We start from the raw sequence: 15,674 nt of genomic DNA on the forward strand, positions 1-15,674 counted from the left end.
CCGCGCCGGAGTTCCGGCTTTTGCGAAAGGGGCCCGAAGGAGCCCGAACATGAAGACGCTCGTCGTGACATTGGCCTGGTGCATCCTCTTCGTGCTGTGCTGGCCCCTGGCGCTGCTGGTCCTGGTGTTGTGGCCGGTGGTATGGCTGATCGCCTTGCCGTTCCGTCTGGTCGGCATCACCTTCCATGCGGTGTTCGCGTTCCTGCAGGCGCTGTTGCTGCTGCCGGCGCGCTTGCTCGGCTGGCGCCCGAATGGTGCCCAAGGCGTCGCATCGGCCTGAACTTGCGGTGAAACGCGCGCGGGCGTCTATCATCTGGCGCAAACTCGCATCGGCAGGTGGCGCAGTGAGCGTTGCGGTCACGGGGAAGAGACAAGGTATCCGGCGTCGCTGGTATGCAGTCGCGGCGCTGTTGCTCGCCGTCGCGGCCTTGTGGACGCAGTTCCCCGGGCCGCGCTTCGCGATGGCGTTCACCCTCGCCACCGGCATGGGCCGCGACACGCTCCAGCAACGTATCGACGGATTGGAGGACGCGGCCATTCGCCGCGCGCCGATGAGCGCGGACGACAAGCGGTTTCTGAGCGATTTCTACCGGACCCTGGCCCGGGGCGGGCGGCTGGTGATTCTGGCCGGACAGACCGGCCGCATGATGGACCACTATCTGGACGGCTCGGGCGGCGATTACCGGCTGGATCCGCCGATCTTCATCCACAACGCCAAAGTCCGCGCGCAGATGGCGCTGTTGCTCCAGCGCGCCGGCGCCGCGCCTTGCGCGCACGACAGCCGCCTGTCCAGCGATACGTTCTACATGCCCGACCGCAGTCAGATCGATTCGGTATTCGGGCTGTACTACGGCCGATTGCATCTGAGTCAGCGCCGCACCCGCGACGGCGCTTGTCTTCGCCACTGGCGCGCGGAAGTGCCGTGGGTCTGGCCTTCCTATCCCAGCCTGCGGCAGAAGTACGGCGATCCGCATGCCGAGAGTTTTCCGCTGCCGAATCTGCAGTCGGTGTTTCTGGGCAGACAGCACGCGCTGTATGTCGACAACGGCCTGGGCGAGTACCTGGTCCAGATCGGTCTGGCGCGATCCTTCATGGCCTATGCCGAGTGGGACGAGACGGCGTCAAGCGCGGGCGACCGCTAGCGCTTCGCACGACGAGGCCGGAACTCAGTCGCCCGCCGCTTCTTTGCGCAACCAGCGGCAGAAAGCGTCGACGGCCGGATGCCGACCGGGCTCATGCCGGCGCACGATCCAGAACGCATACGCGTTGGGCAGGGCCCGGTCGAAAGGTTTGACCAAGCGGCCGCGCAGCAGGTCGTCTTCGACCAGCGGCGCCAGGCCCAAGGCGACGCCGTGCCCGGCCACCGCCGCTTCCTGGGCCAGGTAGATGCTCGCGAACACCGGGCCGCGAGTCGCATCCACTCGCGTCGCGCCCGCGGCTTGCAGCCATGCCGGCCAATCGGGCACGCCGGCGCGGCCCGCAGCGCTGTCGTCGTGAAGCAAGGTGCGATGGCGCAGATCGTCGGGCACCGCGATCGCCGTCGCGTCCTCCGGGACCGGCGCGCAGACTGGAAACACCGGCGCGTCCATCAGCCGCTCGGCGTGGACGCCGGTGTAACCGCCGGGCCCGTAGCGGATGGCGACATCGATGCCGTCGCGAACGAAATCGGTGGGCTCGTCGCCGGTTTCGATGCGCAGCTTGAGCTCGGGGCAATCGCGATGGAATCGATGCAGCCGCGGCGCGAGCCACTTCGCCGCGAACGATTCCATGGTGCTCACGCGCAGGTGCGCGGTCGCCGGCGCGATGGCGCGGTCCAGGGCCAGATCGAGCTGCCCGAACAATTCCCCGAGCGACGCCGCCAGCGCCTCGCCTTCGCCGGTCAATTCGACCGTGCGATGGCCGCGGTGGAACAGCTTCACGCCCAGATACGCTTCCAGCCGCTTGACCTGATGGCTGACCGCGGCCGGAGTGACGAACAACTGCGCGGCGGCGGTCTGGAAACTCAGGCATCGCGCGGCCGCTTCGAAGGCCCGCAGCGCGTTGAGCGGAACAAGGTGGCGGGGTTGCACGATCGCCTCGGGATGGCGGAGCCGGGATCGCATCGTATCAAGTTAATTTTTCTAAGGTCAGCGCGAAAACATCTCGTTTGTCGTCGTCGCCGGCGCTGACGATGCTGGGGCCTTCCAACCCAGGGCGGCGCCATGAGATTCGAAACGCTGGACACCGATGTGCTGATGTTCGTCGGCAACGACCATGAGTCGGTCGCCACCGCGTTCCTCGACGGCGACGACGCGCTGTTGGTCGACTCGCTCGGCAGCATCGAGGACGCCCGCGAACTGCAGCGGGTGCTGTGCCTGGATCTGGGCAAGACCGTGCGGGTGGTGGCGGCGACCCACTTCATGAGCGATCACATCGCCGGCCTGTCGGTGTTCCCGCAGGCGCTGACGCTCGCGCACCGGAACTATCGGCACAGCTTCCTGTCGCAGAACCGGCCGGTCGATGCCTTGTATCGCGAGCCGCGGCTGGTGTTCGACCACGCGATGCGCCTGCGTTGGGGCCGTCACGAACTGCGCTTCGTGCATAACCCGGGCAAGACCATGGATCATCTCAGCGTGGACGTGCCGAGCGCGGATCTGGTCTGCGCGGGCGACAATATCGTCGGCCGTATCGTCTACCTGTCCAAGGCCGACCCGGCGATGATCCGCGCGGCGATACAGCGAATACGGCGGTTCGGCCGCAGCACGGTGATCGGCGGACATATCGGGCGCTTCCCGGCTGCCGCGCTCGATCATGCGATCGCCTATCTGGATCGGCTGCGCGAGCTCGTGATCGATATTCGCGCCGACGCGTCGCCGGACGCCGACGATCGCATCGCCGCCCTCGCCATCGAAGCCTGCCTGGCGCCGGGGGTAGAGCCGGTCGCGTTCGAGCGCGAATGGCATCGGCGCAATCTGGAAGCGATCGTCGCGCAGCGGATATTCGCGCTCGACACGGCGGTCGCGGCGCGCGAGGGCGGGGCATGAAGCGCGATCGCGATAGCTCCAGCCGCACCTGCGGCCGCATCGTGCGACGGCGCGAATTCCTGGCCGGCTGCGCGGCGCTGGCGGGCGCGGCGTTGCTTCCCGGCGCGCGCGCGGCCGCGGCCGTGGTCGCGGACGATCTGCGTATCCAGCGTTTGGCATGGGCGGGCATCCGGCTGCAACTCGCGCAGGCGACCTTGTTCATCGATCCGCTGATCAATCCCGAGGCCTGGGGCGACGCGCTCAAGGATCGACTGATTCCGGTCGGCGATGCGGTCGGCGACACCTGTGTCCTGATCACTCACGCGCACCCGGATCATTTCGATGCCACGGCCGTGGCCGCCGCGCTGAGCCAGGGCGGCGCGCTGGTGCATCCGGCGGGAACGAATCCGCTGCCGGTTCCGCCGAAAGCGCGCGCTCGGCCCAGCGCGTTGTGGGAGCCGCAATTGCTCGGCGATTTCACCGCCACCGCCGTGCCGGCGTCCGACGGCTACGGCGATCCGCAGGTGTCATGGGTGGTTTCGGCCGGCGGACGCCGTATTTTTCACGGCGGCGACACGCTGTGGCATGGGCATTGGTGGCGCATCGGCCGTCAGTTCGGTCCGTTCGACGCGGCGTTCCTGCCGATCAACGGCGCGCGTTTCGGCTGGCGCAAACCGGTCAGCGGCCAGCCGGGCGTGCTGACGCCGGAGCAGGCGGTGGCGGCGGCGAACATCCTCGGCGCGCGCCGTCTGATTCCCATCCACTACGGCATCACCGGCATGGACGAGTACGTGGAGGTCGACGATCCGATCGGACGCCTGCGCCGCGCCGCGCGCGAACGTCCCGTCGCGATCAAGGCGCTGGCGCCGGGCGCCTGGCTGGATTGGACGCGGTAACGACGCCGTCGCGCGCTAGTCGCCGCCGCCGCGCCGCCGGCCGCGCCATTTGGCGGCGTAAGGCAACACGAACAGGTACAGGCCGGTGATCAGCAGCAGCGCGAGCGGCAGCAGCGGAACGTACGACACCCAGACGACCGGTCGCTCTAGCGCCAAGGCGATGAAGGTCGCGATGACGCTGACGGTGAAGATCATGGACAACCAGCGGTGCGCCTGCCGAATTCCACTGTTCCAGCTCATAACGACTCCTCGCTGAGGAAGACCGACTGCGGACCCCGGCGATCCGCCGGGGGCTTGCACTCGGTAACGCCAAGACGGCCGCGATGAGGCCGCGGCGACGTGTTCGGTGCGTCGGATCGGCCGGTTCGAACGCGCAGGCGCGCTTGCGGCGGTGTGGAGCGGGAGGCTCACGCCTTCGGCCGGCGCGGTCGCGAGGATGCGCGGCGTCCATTACTCTTGCGATCGCAAGCCAGCCGCGGCGGAAAGCGTGTCGGAAGCGATCGGAGCACGAAGAAATCCGAGCTACCGCGCGTCCACGTCGAGTCGCTACGCCGAACACCTGATCAGAGGTCGACCATGTACGCCAAGGCCATCACGCCGATCTTGAACGTCTCGGACATGCAGCAAAGCTTCGATTGGTTCGAAAAGCTCGGCTGGAAGAAATGCTGGGACTGGGGCGAGCCGGCGACCTTCGGCGGCGTCGGTTCGGGCGAGTGCGAAATCTTTCTGTGCTTGAACGGCCAGGGCGGACGCGGACACGGCGGGCATCGCGCGACGTTCGGTCCGGATTGCGACGAAGCCGGCGAAACGGGCGTATGGATGTCGATCTGGGTCGACGATGTCGATGCCGTCCATCGGCATTGCCTGGAGCAGGGCATCGACGTCGCCTGGCCGCCCACCGACATGCCCTGGCGGGTGCGGGAGATGCATGTCCGTCATCCCGACGGGCATGTGTTCCGGATCGGCCGCGGCTTCTGACGACGCGCGGGACCCGCATCCGGCGCCCGGTGCTGCGCAGGGCGCCGCGCTGGCGCCGCGCGACCGGGAAAACGCTGCGCATACCGCGCAGGAAACACGATTGGCGGAATTATGAATCCGCTGAATCGGCGCGGGCCGACGTGTTCGCCGCCGAGGCCATAACGCGCCAGGGCCACCGTCGGACCGCAGGCGGCCTCCATTCACGTGTAAACTGGCGATCTTTTAGCCAGCAGTAATGATGGAAGCACCTCGACGGGCGCCGGTCCGTGGCCCGACGTTCATCCGCGTGCTTGCGCGCCTGACCGCCGCGGATGTTCCCCCGCCCCCGCAATCGTTGTCGGATCAGCTGAGTCAATGGATTGATTGGACGCACGCCGTGGCGCTGTCCACGGCCCTGGACGGCAAGCCGCCCGCGCCGTTGCTCGACGACCGGATCTTGAGCAGCGCCGACGAAAACGAGTGCGCCCGCGTGCGCGCGGCGCTGGCCGCCGCCATCGCCGCGGATCCCGCCTTCGCCGCACCCAAGCGCGAATCGACGCCGGTTTCGATCGGCAACGGCGCTACTGCTGCCAGTGCGGCTGTTAAAAGTGCGGACTACGCGTTCTTTCGCCAACGCTATCAGGCGATGCAGCAGGCGATGGAGGCCGGCGTCGGCCGCCTGCGCGAGCGGCTGCGCGCGATGCTGACCCACGGGACGGTCGAAATGGCCCGGCTCGCGGCCGTGGACGCGGTCATGGAGCGGGCGTTGAGCCGGCGCGAACGCAGTCTGTTGTCGGGCTCGCCGGCGCTGCTGGCCGACCACTTCGAACGTTTGCGCCAGGCCGCGCACGAGGCTCAGACGCAGGCCCGCGACGATACGTCCTCGGCCGCTTCCGATACCTGGTTGGACGTGTTCCGCAAGGACATGCGCAACGTACTGCTCGCCGAACTGGATGTTCGCCTACAACCGGCCGAGGGACTGCTCGCGGCCCTTCGCACTGCCTCACATGGATAACATGTTCAAGAATCTGCTTTATCCCGTGGTTTTTCTTGCCGGCTTGGCCGCTGTGTGCTGGGTCGGCGCCGGTTACGTCGGGACCAATTCGCTGGCCTTGTCCGTCGCGCTGTTGATCGGCGCGTGCTATCTGGCCGGCGGACTGGAGCTGCACCGCTATCGGCAAGCCACCGCCACCTTGCACCAGGCGCTGGCCGATCTGTCCGCGCCGCCGTCCAGCCTGGGCGATTGGCTCGAGCGTTTGCATCCCTCGCTGCGCAACGTGGCGCGCTTGCGCGTGGAAGGCGAACGCGCGGCGCTGCCGGCGCCGGCGTTGACGCCGTATCTGGTCGGCTTGCTGGTGTTGTTGGGCATGCTGGGCACCTTGCTGGGCATGATGACGACCCTGCGCGGAACCGGCATGGCGTTGCAGAGCGCCGCCGACCTGCCGGCGATTCGCGAATCCATCGCCGCGCCCGTTGCCGGCCTGGGCTTCGCCTTCGGCACTTCGATCGCCGGCGTCGCCGCTTCGGCGATGCTCGGCCTGCTCTCGGCGCTGTGCCGGCGCGAACGCAGCCAGGCCGCGCAGCGCCTGGACGTCGCCATCGCCACCACGTTGCGCGGCTATTCGCAGGCGCATCGGCGCGAGGAAGCCTTCAAGCTTCTGCAGCAACAGACGCAGGCGATGCCGGCGCTGGTCGATCGCCTGGCGCAGATGGCCGCGGCGATCGAACAGCACAGCCTGCTCGCGCACGAACGGCAGATGGCCCGGCAGGAGGCGTTCCACGACAAGACCGAAGCGGTGTATGCCCGGCTGGCCGCGTCGGTGGAGCAGTCGCTGAAGCAGAGCATCGGCGAGAGCGCGCGCGCGACCGGCGCGGCCTTGCAGCCGATGGTGGAAACCACGATGGCGGCGATCGCGCGCGAGACCGGCACGCTGCACGATGCGGTCACTCAGGCGATGGATCGGCAGATGGAAGTCTGGTCGACCGGGCTGACGGGCACCACCGCCACCGTGGCCGAGCTGTGGAATCGGGCCCTGGCCGATCAACGCCAGGGCAACGATGCGCTGGCCCGGGATTTGCGTTCGAGCCTGGACGGCTTTACCCAGACCTTCGAGCAAGGCGCGGCGGGTCTGGTGGAAACGGTCTCGGCGCGTTTCGAACTCAGCGCGAGCGGTGCGGCGGAGGCTTGGAATACCAGCTTGTCGCGTCAGTTGAGCGCCAACGACGACATCGCGGCGCGTAACCAGCAAGCGCTGGTCGCGGCCACGCAGGCCTGGAACGGCGCGCTTTCGCAACAGCTCGACACCAATCAGGCCATGGCCGAAGGCAATCGCCGAGTATTGAGCGAGGCGGCCGGGGCGTGGAATCAGGCGATCTCGCAGCAAGCCAGCGCCAACGAAGACATGGCGGCGCGCAATCAGCAGGCGCTGGCCGCCGCCGCGGCCACGTTCGAGCAACACGCCGCGTCGCTGGTCCGCGTCATGGGCGAGTCGCATGGCGAACTGCAGTCGCAACTGCAATCGCGCGACAGCGAACGCTTGGCTGAGTGGAGCGGCGCATTCCAGGCGATGGCCGATGCAGTGGGCCAGCGCTGGGAACAGGCGGGCGAACAGGCCGCGAGCCGGCAACAGGCGATCTGCGACACGCTGGCGCAGACCGCGCAGGATATTTCGACCCAGACGCAGGCCCAGGCCCAGGACACGATCGCGGAGATTTCCCGCCTCGTCGACGCCGCCTCGCAAGCGCCCAAGGCGGCCGCCGAAGTGGTCGCCGAACTGCGCCAGAAACTCTCCGACAGCATGGTCCGCGACACCGCGATGCTCGATGAGCGCAACCGCCTGCTGGCCACACTGGAAACCTTGCTCGATGCGGTCAACCACGCCTCGACCGAGCAGCGCGTCGCGGTCGATGCCCTGGTCGCCACCTCGGCGGATCTGCTCGATCGCGTCGGCACCCGCTTCATCGATCACGTCCAGGCCGAGACCGGCAAGCTCGACGGCGCCGCCGCGCGCGTGGAAGCCGGCGCCATCGAAGTGGCGAGCCTGGGCGATGCCTTCGGCGCGGCCGTGCAGCGGTTCGGCGAGTCCAACGACAAGCTGGCCGAGCGTTTGCAAGGCATCGAAACCGCGCTGGACAAATCGCTGGTACGCAGCGACGAGCAATTGGCGTACTACGTCGCGCAGGCCAAGGAAGTCGTCGACCTGAGCATGTTGGCGCAGAAGCAGATCATCGAAGACATTCACCAGTTGGCCGAACGGCGCGTCTCGCACGGGGCGCAAGCGGCATGAGTCTGGAGATCGACGGCGATACCGAATCGACCACGCCGGTGTGGGCCGCTTTCGGCGACCTGATGTCGGTGCTGTTGGGCGTGTTCGCGCTGATCCTGGTCGGCGTGATCGGCGTGCAGATGCAATTGTCGAGCCGGCTGGATCAGGAAGTGCGGCAGCGGCAGGTGGAGGCGCAGCGGCGCAAGTCGCTGGAGCAGGCGTTGGCGGTGCCGCTGGCGACCGGCCGGGTGACCCTGGTCGACGGCCGCATCGGCATTCGCGGCAGCGTGTTGTTCGCGCTCAACTCCGACCAGTTGCAGCCGGAAGGGCGCGAACTGCTGAAGACGTTGTCCGGCCCGCTGTCCGACTACCTGCGCGCGCGCGACGAGATTTTGATGGTGAGCGGGTTCACAGACGATCGCCAAGTGCGCGACGGCAACTCGCAGTTCGCCGACAACTGGGAACTGTCGGCGCGGCGCGCGTTGACCGTGACCCGCGCGCTGATCGCCGAAGGCGTGTCGTCGTCTTCGGTGTTCGCCGCGGCGTTCGGCGCGGAGCAGCCGGTGAGTTCGAACGCCGACGAACAGGGACGGGCCAAGAACCGGCGCGTGGAAATCGCGCCGATGCCGAAACCGTCCAAGTCGACGTGACGCCCCGTGGCCGCTGATCCGAACAACATCGCAGCGATGCTTGAGGCCTGGCGCGAGCGGGGCGTCGACCGTGTCGATCCGATCGGTTTTCACCGCATCGATGCGCTGCAGCGCCGCGCCGCCGTCCACGACGGCGAGGTGCGGCGGCTGTTGGACGCGCGGCTGGCCGCGCTGATCGAGGTCTACGCCGACGGTCTGAACCAGGCCGCGACCCGGGTCGACGCCGCCACGCGCGCGCCGGCGCGCGGTGCGATGGGCGAGCTGGTCGATTACATCGCCTGTCAGGCGGCGCAATGCGAAGGGATCGAGATCGCGAACGAAGCCGCGGCGAGCGCCTCGTTCCCGGAGCTCGGGGTGTTGGAAGACTTCAAGACCATTTGGTCCAGAGTCCGCGTCGAGAGCCAGCTCCGCGACACGATGCAAGCCGCTCCCGCCGATGCCGGCCCGCTCAATTCCGGCCGCCTGGTGCACCGCTCGCTCAACTTGATGCGCGAGCTGTCGCCGGGCTATCTGCAACAGTTCCTGTCCTACGTCGATGCCTTGAGCTGGATGGAGCGGATGAACGGCGATGGCGCGATGGCGTTCGAAGAAGTGCCGCGACCCGGAGCCGGCGGCAAGCGCGCGCCCAGGCCGCGCAAGCGCCGCGACTGAGTCGCAACGTCGGCGCGGTTGGCCGAGCGCGGTCTCGGCGATCTTGGCGGAGAAATCGTCGTCGGCGGCGCCCGAGCGACTTCGTACCGGCTTCACCGATCGCACATCGGCGATTCATGGGCGAACTTTAGTGTGCGTGCACCGTCGCCAGATGTTCCCGGATCGAATCGCATGCCGCTCACGAAAATTTTCCTGGTTGCCGCGTTGATTGCGATGTTGTCGGGCTGCCTCGACGAACCGCCCGCGCTGCAAGCGCCACTGCCCGCATCCGAGGCCGCGCTCGCGCGCGAGCGGACGGTGCGTGTGGGCGGGGTCGATTTGTATTTGCCGGTGCTGCTGTTGCTTTCCAGCACGAGCAGCGTCGGGCTGACGATGAGCCGGCAAGCCGCGGACAATCCGCATGCGGGGTATGTGCCGATGGATCGTCTGCTGTCGGATCCGACTTTTCCGCAGAGCGCCGCATCGCCGGTAGCATATGTCGAGGTGTCGTTGGGTTCGCTGCGGATGCTGCGGGATTACGCCAGCGACGCCCACGCAAGCACGATCCGGGTATGTCCGCATCTCATACGAAGCTGGGCGCGGGAGATCTGCGAGTCCGGTCTGATCGACGGGCGCCGCGTCTTTTATCCCGACCGATTCACCCTGATCGATGAGCAGTACCTCATCGCGCAACGGCCCGGCCTTGCGGCCTATGCCGGGGGCTGGCGGTCCGTCGGCGAAGCGGCGCGCGCCTCGATTCCCACGCCGGATTCGGACGCCCCGGTGGCGAATTGCCAGACCAATGCCGCGGGCGAGAAGAACAGTCTGTGCACGGTCGTTGCGCGTTTGGTCCCGAATCTGCTCGTGGTCTGGAGCACCAACCGATCGCATGCCGAGCAGGCGCACGAGCTTGAAGCGCAGGCCGTCCGCCTTCGTTGTCTGATCGGCCGCGGCATGGACGCTTCCGCGAGCGACGCGACGCTGTGCATGGGCCCGCCCGATGCGAGCGAGATCGATGTCGGCCATCGGGCCGAGCCCGGTTGATCGACCGCTGGGTTACGCGTCGAAGAGCGCTGCTTGCGGCGGTTGTTCCTTGGTCTGGGCGCGGCAACTGCGCTGCGCGGGGACCTACAAGGAAGTACGCGACTCAGCGCCGGCGATCCCGCGGACGTTGAAACAAGCGTTGCCGCTCAGCGCCGCTCGACGATCAGGAGGTCGCCGGCCGGCGATTCGCGAACCGCGACCGGATACAAGGCTTGCAAGGCCTCGACGAAGGCGTGCGGGTCATCGCTGCGGAACACGCCGCTGACCCGCATGCGTGCGACCGGGGCGCCATCGAGCAGCAGGCGCTTGCGGCTGTAGCGGTTGAACTCGGCCGCCGCCTGGTCGAGCGCTTGATCTTCGAACACCAGCTTGCCCGACAGCCAGGTCGGCGGCGTTCCCGGCGCTTGCGGCGGCAGCCGGCGCAGCGGCTGACGTTTGCCGAAGCGCGCCTTCTGGCCGGCGTCGAGGACGCCCACGGTGAGCTGTTTCGCGTGCGCGGACGGCGGCGTGAGCAAGGCCACGCGGCCTTCGACCAGCGTCACTTCGATGGCGTCGTCGCGGCGGTACACGTCGAATTCGGTGCCCACCGCCCTGACGCTGCCGCTCTCGGTATTGACCAGAAAGGGCCGCGACTCGCTGGCCACGCGGAAGTAGGCGCGACCGCGGACGAGGGTGAGTCGCCGTTGCCCGTCGGAGAAATCGACCCGCAGCCGGCTGTCGGTATCCATACTCACGCGCGAGCCGTCGTCCAGGGCGATAGTGCGGCTTTCGCCGATGCCGGTGACGTAGAGCGTTTCCGTCGCCGGCGGCTGGCCCAGGCGCGGCACGATCGCGACCAGTGCGATTACCGCGGCGACCGCCGTCGCGGCCCAGACGTAGCGCGCGCGCTTGCGGGCCGGCCGCGCCGGCGTCGATGCAGGCGATGGCTCCGGCGCAGGCATCGGCGGCGACACCGAATCGCGCAGCCGTTCGGCGATCTGCGGATGTTGCGCATGCTCTCCCGCCGCCGACCACAGCCGCTCGATGCGTTCGTAGGCGGCGCGGTGACGGGCGTCTTCGGCCATCCACTGCCGCCAGGCCTGACGATCGCGTTCGGCGACATCGTCGGCGTGCAGGCGCGCGAACCACGCCGCGGCCTGGCGCCGCAACGGATCGCCGCCCTCGATCACGCTCAGGCGCGGCGGTTTCACGCTTCCCCCAGCCGCGTATCGAAATGCAGCAAGGCGCGCATCATGTTCTTTTCGACCGCGCTCACGCTGATCTCCAATCGTTTGGCGATGGCGCTGTAGGTCAGCCCTTCGTAACGCTGCAGCAGGAACACCTGCCGGCAACGCGGCGGCAACTCGTCCAGCGCCGCCAGGAAGACCTGCAGACGTCGTCCTCCTTCGTAGACGCATTCGCCGTGCGGATCCTCACTCGGCCAGTCCGTCGCCATCTCGTCGATCGAGACATGCTGCAGGACCTGATGGCTTTTGTCGCGGCGGAAACGGTCGCGCAACAGGTTGGCGGCGATCTGCAGCAAGAACGCCTCGACGTTGAGCACGCCGCTCAGCGAGGGCATGCGCAGCACCCGCACCAGCGTTTCCTGGGCCAGATCCTCGGCATCGGCGCTGGAGGGCAGGTGGCGCGAGAAGTAGCGCACCAGCGTCGGCCGGTGACGGGCGATCAGGCGCGGCAGATCGGCGGCACACGCAGCGGCCGCGGCCGCGCTGCCCGCGGTCGCATTCGTGTAGTCCGCTTCGCCACTGATCACGCATTCTCCCCGCCGCCGGTCAAGCGGCCCGTACGCTACGGCAGCCGCCGGCCGGCGGCAAGCCTGCCGAAAGGCGAGTGAGGAATCGGCGGCGAGCTGCGTCTACCTGGGTTGGGGACAGGAAGAACACTCGAAGGATCGAGATCGAAGCCACTCAATCGGGGAGGATTGCAATGGGGAACGTTTCACTGCTGCAGGTACGCAATGCGGGATCGAACGACGCGGTTTCGACAGGGGGCTGTCGGAACGCGACGCCGAGGGCAGGGCAGGTCGCCGGCGCCGCGAGCGCTTACGGCGCGCTGCGGCCGCTGACGGTCGCGTTGAGTCTGGCCCTGGGCTGGTCGGCGCTGCTGGTCTGTTCACCGGCGGCGGCGCAGGGTGGGCAGGACACCGCGCATCACTACGCCTTGCCGAGCCAATCGCTGGCGTCGGCGCTCAATCAAGTCGCGTCCGCCGCCGATGCGCAGATTCTGGTTCCGCCGGATCTGGTGCGCGGCCGCGTCGCGCCGGCCTTGTCGGGCCGCTACACCGTGGGCGAGGCGATCGCCCGGCTGCTGGCCGGCACGGGTTTGTCGTATCGGATTACCCGCAGCGGCGTCATCACCATCGTCGCCGTACCGCAAACGTCCAAGCCCGCGCCCGCGGCCAAACCCGCGCGCACTCGCGAGGCGGCGGCCAAGGCGGAACCCGATCCGACCGAACTGGCCGCGGTCCAGGTCACCGGATCGCGGATCAAGCGCGCCGAAATCGAAGGCCCTTCGCCGGTCACCGTAATTACCGCCGAGCAGATGGAGCGCGAGGGCCACGCCACCGTGTTCGAGGCGCTCGAGACCCTGGTGATGGCCAACGGCGCGGTCGAGACCGAACTGTCGGGCGGCTTCTCGGCCAACGCGCATCCGCTCAATCTGCGCGGCCTCGGGCCGGGACGCTCGTTGTTGCTGATCGACGGTCGGCGCGCGGCCGACTATCCGTTTCCCTACGAGGGACGCAGCAACTTTCAGAACTTCGGCAATATTCCCTCCGGCGCGGTGGAACGCATCGAAGTGCTCGCCGGCGGCGCCTCGGCGATCTACGGCGCCGACGCGGTGTCCGGCGTGGTCAACATCGTGCTCAAGCGCGATTATCACGGCGATGAGGTCAAGCTTCGCGCCGGCACCAGTTCGATGGGCGGCCGCGACCGCATCGATCTGCAATGGACCGGCGGCAAGACCGGCGAGCGCTGGGGCCTGACGTATGCGTTTCAGTACTACAACCAGGAACTGCTGTACGGATTCCAGCGCGACGATTGGGACCTGCGCGCCAATCCCAGTCCCGATGCCCGGCTCGGCGTGCAGCCCGACGCCGGCCTGCGCATTCGCCGCGGCAGCACGAGCAGCAGCAGTCCGCTGATCGCGCCGCCCGCGGGCACTTGCGAACGCTGGGGCGGCGAGTTCGTGCGCCACACCTACAAACGCGTGAGTTCGGGCAACGTGCAGAGCCTCGGCGACGCCTGCGGTACCTGGAACGATGTCACCTACCAGCACTTGAGCAAGGGCAAGAACGAACTGGCCGGCTATGTGTTCGGCACCTGGAATTTCACCGACGACCTGCAAGGCTGGGGCTCGGTTCAGGCCTGGCGTTCGCGGGTCGAATCGCTCGGTGGATTCGAAAGCATCACCGGGCCGCACACCGACGGCGTCGGTCGGCGCGGCGACTTCTACGATCCGCAGTTCAATGCGGTGATCGCGCCGACCCGCGTGCTCACCCCGGTCGATCTGGGCGGCGTGGAGCAGATGAATCAGCATTACCGCGAGCGCTCGCTCGACGTCGCGGCGGGACTGCGCGGCAAGCTCGGCGACCGCTGGGATTGGGACGCCACCGTCAGCCGCGCCGAATATCACTTCGAACGCACGCGCCGGCGCATGGTCGGCAATCTGGTCAACGATTACTTTTTCGGCAAGCAACTGGGCACCCGGCCCAACGGCGTGCCGATCCACCGCTTGAACCTGGAGCGCTGGTATCGGCCGATGACGCCGGAGGAATACGGCTCGATCTCCACGCTGGCCAAGTACGAGGCCGAATCCTGGGTCCAGACCGCCAGCTTCGTGCTCACCGGCGATCTGTTCGAACTGCCGGCCGGACCGGTCGGCATGGCGACGGTGCTGGAGGCCAGTTCGCAAGGCTACGATCTGTCCAGCGACGCGCGTGTGCAACCGGGCGTGGTCGAGCTCTACAACCTCACCGGCACCAACGGCGGCGGCGAACGCGACCGCTATGCCGCCGGCGCGGAGTTGCGCATTCCGATTCTGAGCTCGCTCAAGGCCAGCCTGGCCGGCCGATTCGACAAGTACGACGACATCACCGCGGTCGACGATGCCCGAACCTGGAACGCCGGCCTGGAATGGCGGCCTGCCGACAATCTGCTGGTGCGCGGCAGCTACGCCACCAGCTTCAAGGCGCCCGACCTGCATTGGGTGTTCAGCGAAGGCAGCGGCAGCTTCGGTACCGCGGTCGATCCCTGGCGCTGTATCGCCGCGGGCGCCAATCCGACCTGTTCGGGCTACAGCTACAGCGTCTTCAGCCTCAGCGAAGGCGACCGGAATCTGGAAGAAGAAACCGGCAAGTCCTGGAGCGTCGGCGCGGTATGGGACATCGTCGACGGTCTGTCGGTCACCGCCGATTACTGGAACATCGAACTCAATGGCGCGATCGAGCGTCTGAGCCCGACCAGCATCCTGGAAGGCGAGGCCGGCTGCCGCACCGGCAAGCAGCTCAACGGCCAGCCGTTCGCGTTCGGTCCCGACTCGGGCTATTGCCGCAACGTCACCGCCTTGGTCACCCGTCGCCCGGAAGGCAGCGAAGCCATCGACCGTATCGCCGAGGTCAAGTCCGCGCCGCTCAATCAGTCCTATCGCCGTGTCGCAGGCATCGACGCGAGCGTGAATTGGCGGCTCAAGACCGAGCGTTACGGCGACTTCCGTTTCGACTTGAACTGGTCGCATACGCTCAAGTCCGAACGTCAGGTCTTCGCGACCGATCCGATCGAAAGCGATTGGCGCGACGATCCGACCAATCTGGATTTCCGCAGCCGCGTGCGCGCGGGCGCCAGCTGGCGCGCGGGCGATTGGTCGTCGAGCCTGTTCATGACGCGGTACGGCAGCTTGCCCAAGGCCGGCGGCGTCGGCCGCACCGGCGTGTACTTTCTTTGGAACGTCAACATCGGCAAGCGGATCACCGACAAGGCCACGCTGAAGTTCTTCGTCAACAACGTGTTCGACAACACCCACCCGGGCGACGAGACCAACACCTCGTTCCCGTACTTCTACGACGTCTACAGCCCGATCGGCCGCGAGTTAGCGGCCGAGTACGAGTATCGTTTCCACTAGCGGCGATCGCGCGAGCCCGGCAGTGCCGGGCTCGCGCGCACCGCGCCAAGCTGCAGGCGAGCGTCGCCTGCGGCGCCGATACCACCCGCCCAGGTCGTTCACGCCTGGGCA

15 protein-coding genes are annotated in these 15,674 nt (G+C 67.7%); 11 read left to right on the forward strand and 4 right to left on the reverse strand.

The genetic code is table 11. The annotated features are described in order from the left end of the window. The first annotated feature begins 49 nt into the window (after positions 1 to 49). Complete coding sequence (locus ACTOWJ_RS11620; RefSeq protein WP_441334783.1) at positions 50 to 280, forward strand: hypothetical protein; 231 nt, start codon at positions 50 to 52, stop codon at positions 278 to 280. A gap of 130 nt (positions 281 to 410) precedes the next feature. Beyond that, the gene (locus ACTOWJ_RS11625) at positions 411 to 1,142 is read left to right on the forward strand and encodes a hypothetical protein (RefSeq protein ID WP_441334784.1); all 732 of its coding nucleotides are present in this window, start codon (positions 411 to 413) and stop codon (positions 1,140 to 1,142) included. 24 nt (positions 1,143 to 1,166) lie between these two features. Here ACTOWJ_RS11625 and gcvA read toward each other — a convergent pair whose 3' ends face one another. Then, positions 1,167 to 2,069, reverse strand: coding sequence for a transcriptional regulator GcvA (gcvA, locus tag ACTOWJ_RS11630; protein WP_441334785.1), 903 nt, complete (start codon positions 2,067 to 2,069; stop codon positions 1,167 to 1,169). 132 nt (positions 2,070 to 2,201) lie between these two features. Here gcvA and ACTOWJ_RS11635 point away from each other — a divergent pair, with 132 nt between their 5' ends. Further along, positions 2,202 to 3,023 (forward strand): MBL fold metallo-hydrolase, encoded by an 822-nt coding sequence (locus ACTOWJ_RS11635; RefSeq protein ID WP_441334786.1) that lies wholly within the window; start codon positions 2,202 to 2,204, stop codon positions 3,021 to 3,023. After that, positions 3,020 to 3,898 (forward strand): MBL fold metallo-hydrolase, encoded by an 879-nt coding sequence (locus tag ACTOWJ_RS11640; protein ID WP_441334787.1) that lies wholly within the window; start codon positions 3,020 to 3,022, stop codon positions 3,896 to 3,898. Before ACTOWJ_RS11635 ends, ACTOWJ_RS11640 begins: the two co-directional genes overlap by 4 nt. 15 nt (positions 3,899 to 3,913) lie before the next feature. Here the strand turns inward: ACTOWJ_RS11640 and ACTOWJ_RS11645 are convergent, their stop codons facing one another. Continuing rightward, positions 3,914 to 4,138: a hypothetical protein gene (locus ACTOWJ_RS11645; RefSeq protein ID WP_441334788.1), complete on the reverse strand. Its 225-nt coding sequence runs from the start codon at positions 4,136 to 4,138 to the stop codon at positions 3,914 to 3,916. A gap of 336 nt (positions 4,139 to 4,474) precedes the next feature. On the opposite strand from ACTOWJ_RS11645, the gene ACTOWJ_RS11650 reads away from it, so the two are divergent. The 6 genes from ACTOWJ_RS11650 to ACTOWJ_RS11675 all read left to right on the forward strand — a co-directional run bounded on the left by ACTOWJ_RS11650 (position 4,475) and on the right by ACTOWJ_RS11675 (position 10,445). Then, positions 4,475 to 4,876 (forward strand): bleomycin resistance family protein, encoded by a 402-nt coding sequence (locus ACTOWJ_RS11650; protein ID WP_441334789.1) that lies wholly within the window; start codon positions 4,475 to 4,477, stop codon positions 4,874 to 4,876. A gap of 235 nt (positions 4,877 to 5,111) precedes the next feature. Continuing rightward, positions 5,112 to 5,870, forward strand: a complete 759-nt coding sequence (locus ACTOWJ_RS11655) for a DUF3348 domain-containing protein (protein ID WP_441334790.1) — start codon at positions 5,112 to 5,114, stop codon at positions 5,868 to 5,870. Between the two features lies 1 nt (position 5,871). Continuing rightward, positions 5,872 to 8,142, forward strand: a complete 2,271-nt coding sequence (locus tag ACTOWJ_RS11660) for a DUF802 domain-containing protein (protein ID WP_441334791.1) — start codon at positions 5,872 to 5,874, stop codon at positions 8,140 to 8,142. Next, entirely contained in the window at positions 8,139 to 8,771 is a 633-nt protein-coding gene (locus ACTOWJ_RS11665) for an OmpA family protein (protein ID WP_441334792.1), read from the forward strand. The genes ACTOWJ_RS11660 and ACTOWJ_RS11665 overlap by 4 nt, the downstream gene beginning before the upstream one ends. Positions 8,772 to 8,777: 6 nt before the next feature. Beyond that, positions 8,778 to 9,422, forward strand: coding sequence for a DUF2894 domain-containing protein (locus ACTOWJ_RS11670; RefSeq protein WP_441334793.1), 645 nt, complete (start codon positions 8,778 to 8,780; stop codon positions 9,420 to 9,422). Positions 9,423 to 9,593: 171 nt separating this feature from the next. Then, positions 9,594 to 10,445 (forward strand): hypothetical protein, encoded by an 852-nt coding sequence (locus tag ACTOWJ_RS11675; RefSeq protein ID WP_441334794.1) that lies wholly within the window; start codon positions 9,594 to 9,596, stop codon positions 10,443 to 10,445. Between the two features lie 146 nt (positions 10,446 to 10,591). Here the strand turns inward: ACTOWJ_RS11675 and ACTOWJ_RS11680 are convergent, their stop codons facing one another. After that, on the reverse strand, positions 10,592 to 11,635 hold the full coding sequence (locus ACTOWJ_RS11680; RefSeq protein ID WP_441334795.1) for a FecR family protein: 1,044 nt from the start codon (positions 11,633 to 11,635) through the stop codon (positions 10,592 to 10,594). Then, entirely contained in the window at positions 11,632 to 12,198 is a 567-nt protein-coding gene (locus tag ACTOWJ_RS11685) for an RNA polymerase sigma factor (protein WP_441334796.1), read from the reverse strand. Before ACTOWJ_RS11685 ends, ACTOWJ_RS11680 begins: the two co-directional genes overlap by 4 nt. 173 nt (positions 12,199 to 12,371) lie before the next feature. Here ACTOWJ_RS11685 and ACTOWJ_RS11690 point away from each other — a divergent pair, with 173 nt between their 5' ends. Further along, positions 12,372 to 15,563 (forward strand): TonB-dependent receptor domain-containing protein, encoded by a 3,192-nt coding sequence (locus tag ACTOWJ_RS11690; RefSeq protein ID WP_441334797.1) that lies wholly within the window; start codon positions 12,372 to 12,374, stop codon positions 15,561 to 15,563. The last annotated feature ends 111 nt before the right edge of the window (positions 15,564 to 15,674 follow it).

The sequence above is a fragment of the Lysobacter sp. CA199 genome, from assembly GCF_052078715.1.
In the GTDB taxonomy this organism is placed as follows: domain Bacteria; phylum Pseudomonadota; class Gammaproteobacteria; order Xanthomonadales; family Xanthomonadaceae; genus Lysobacter.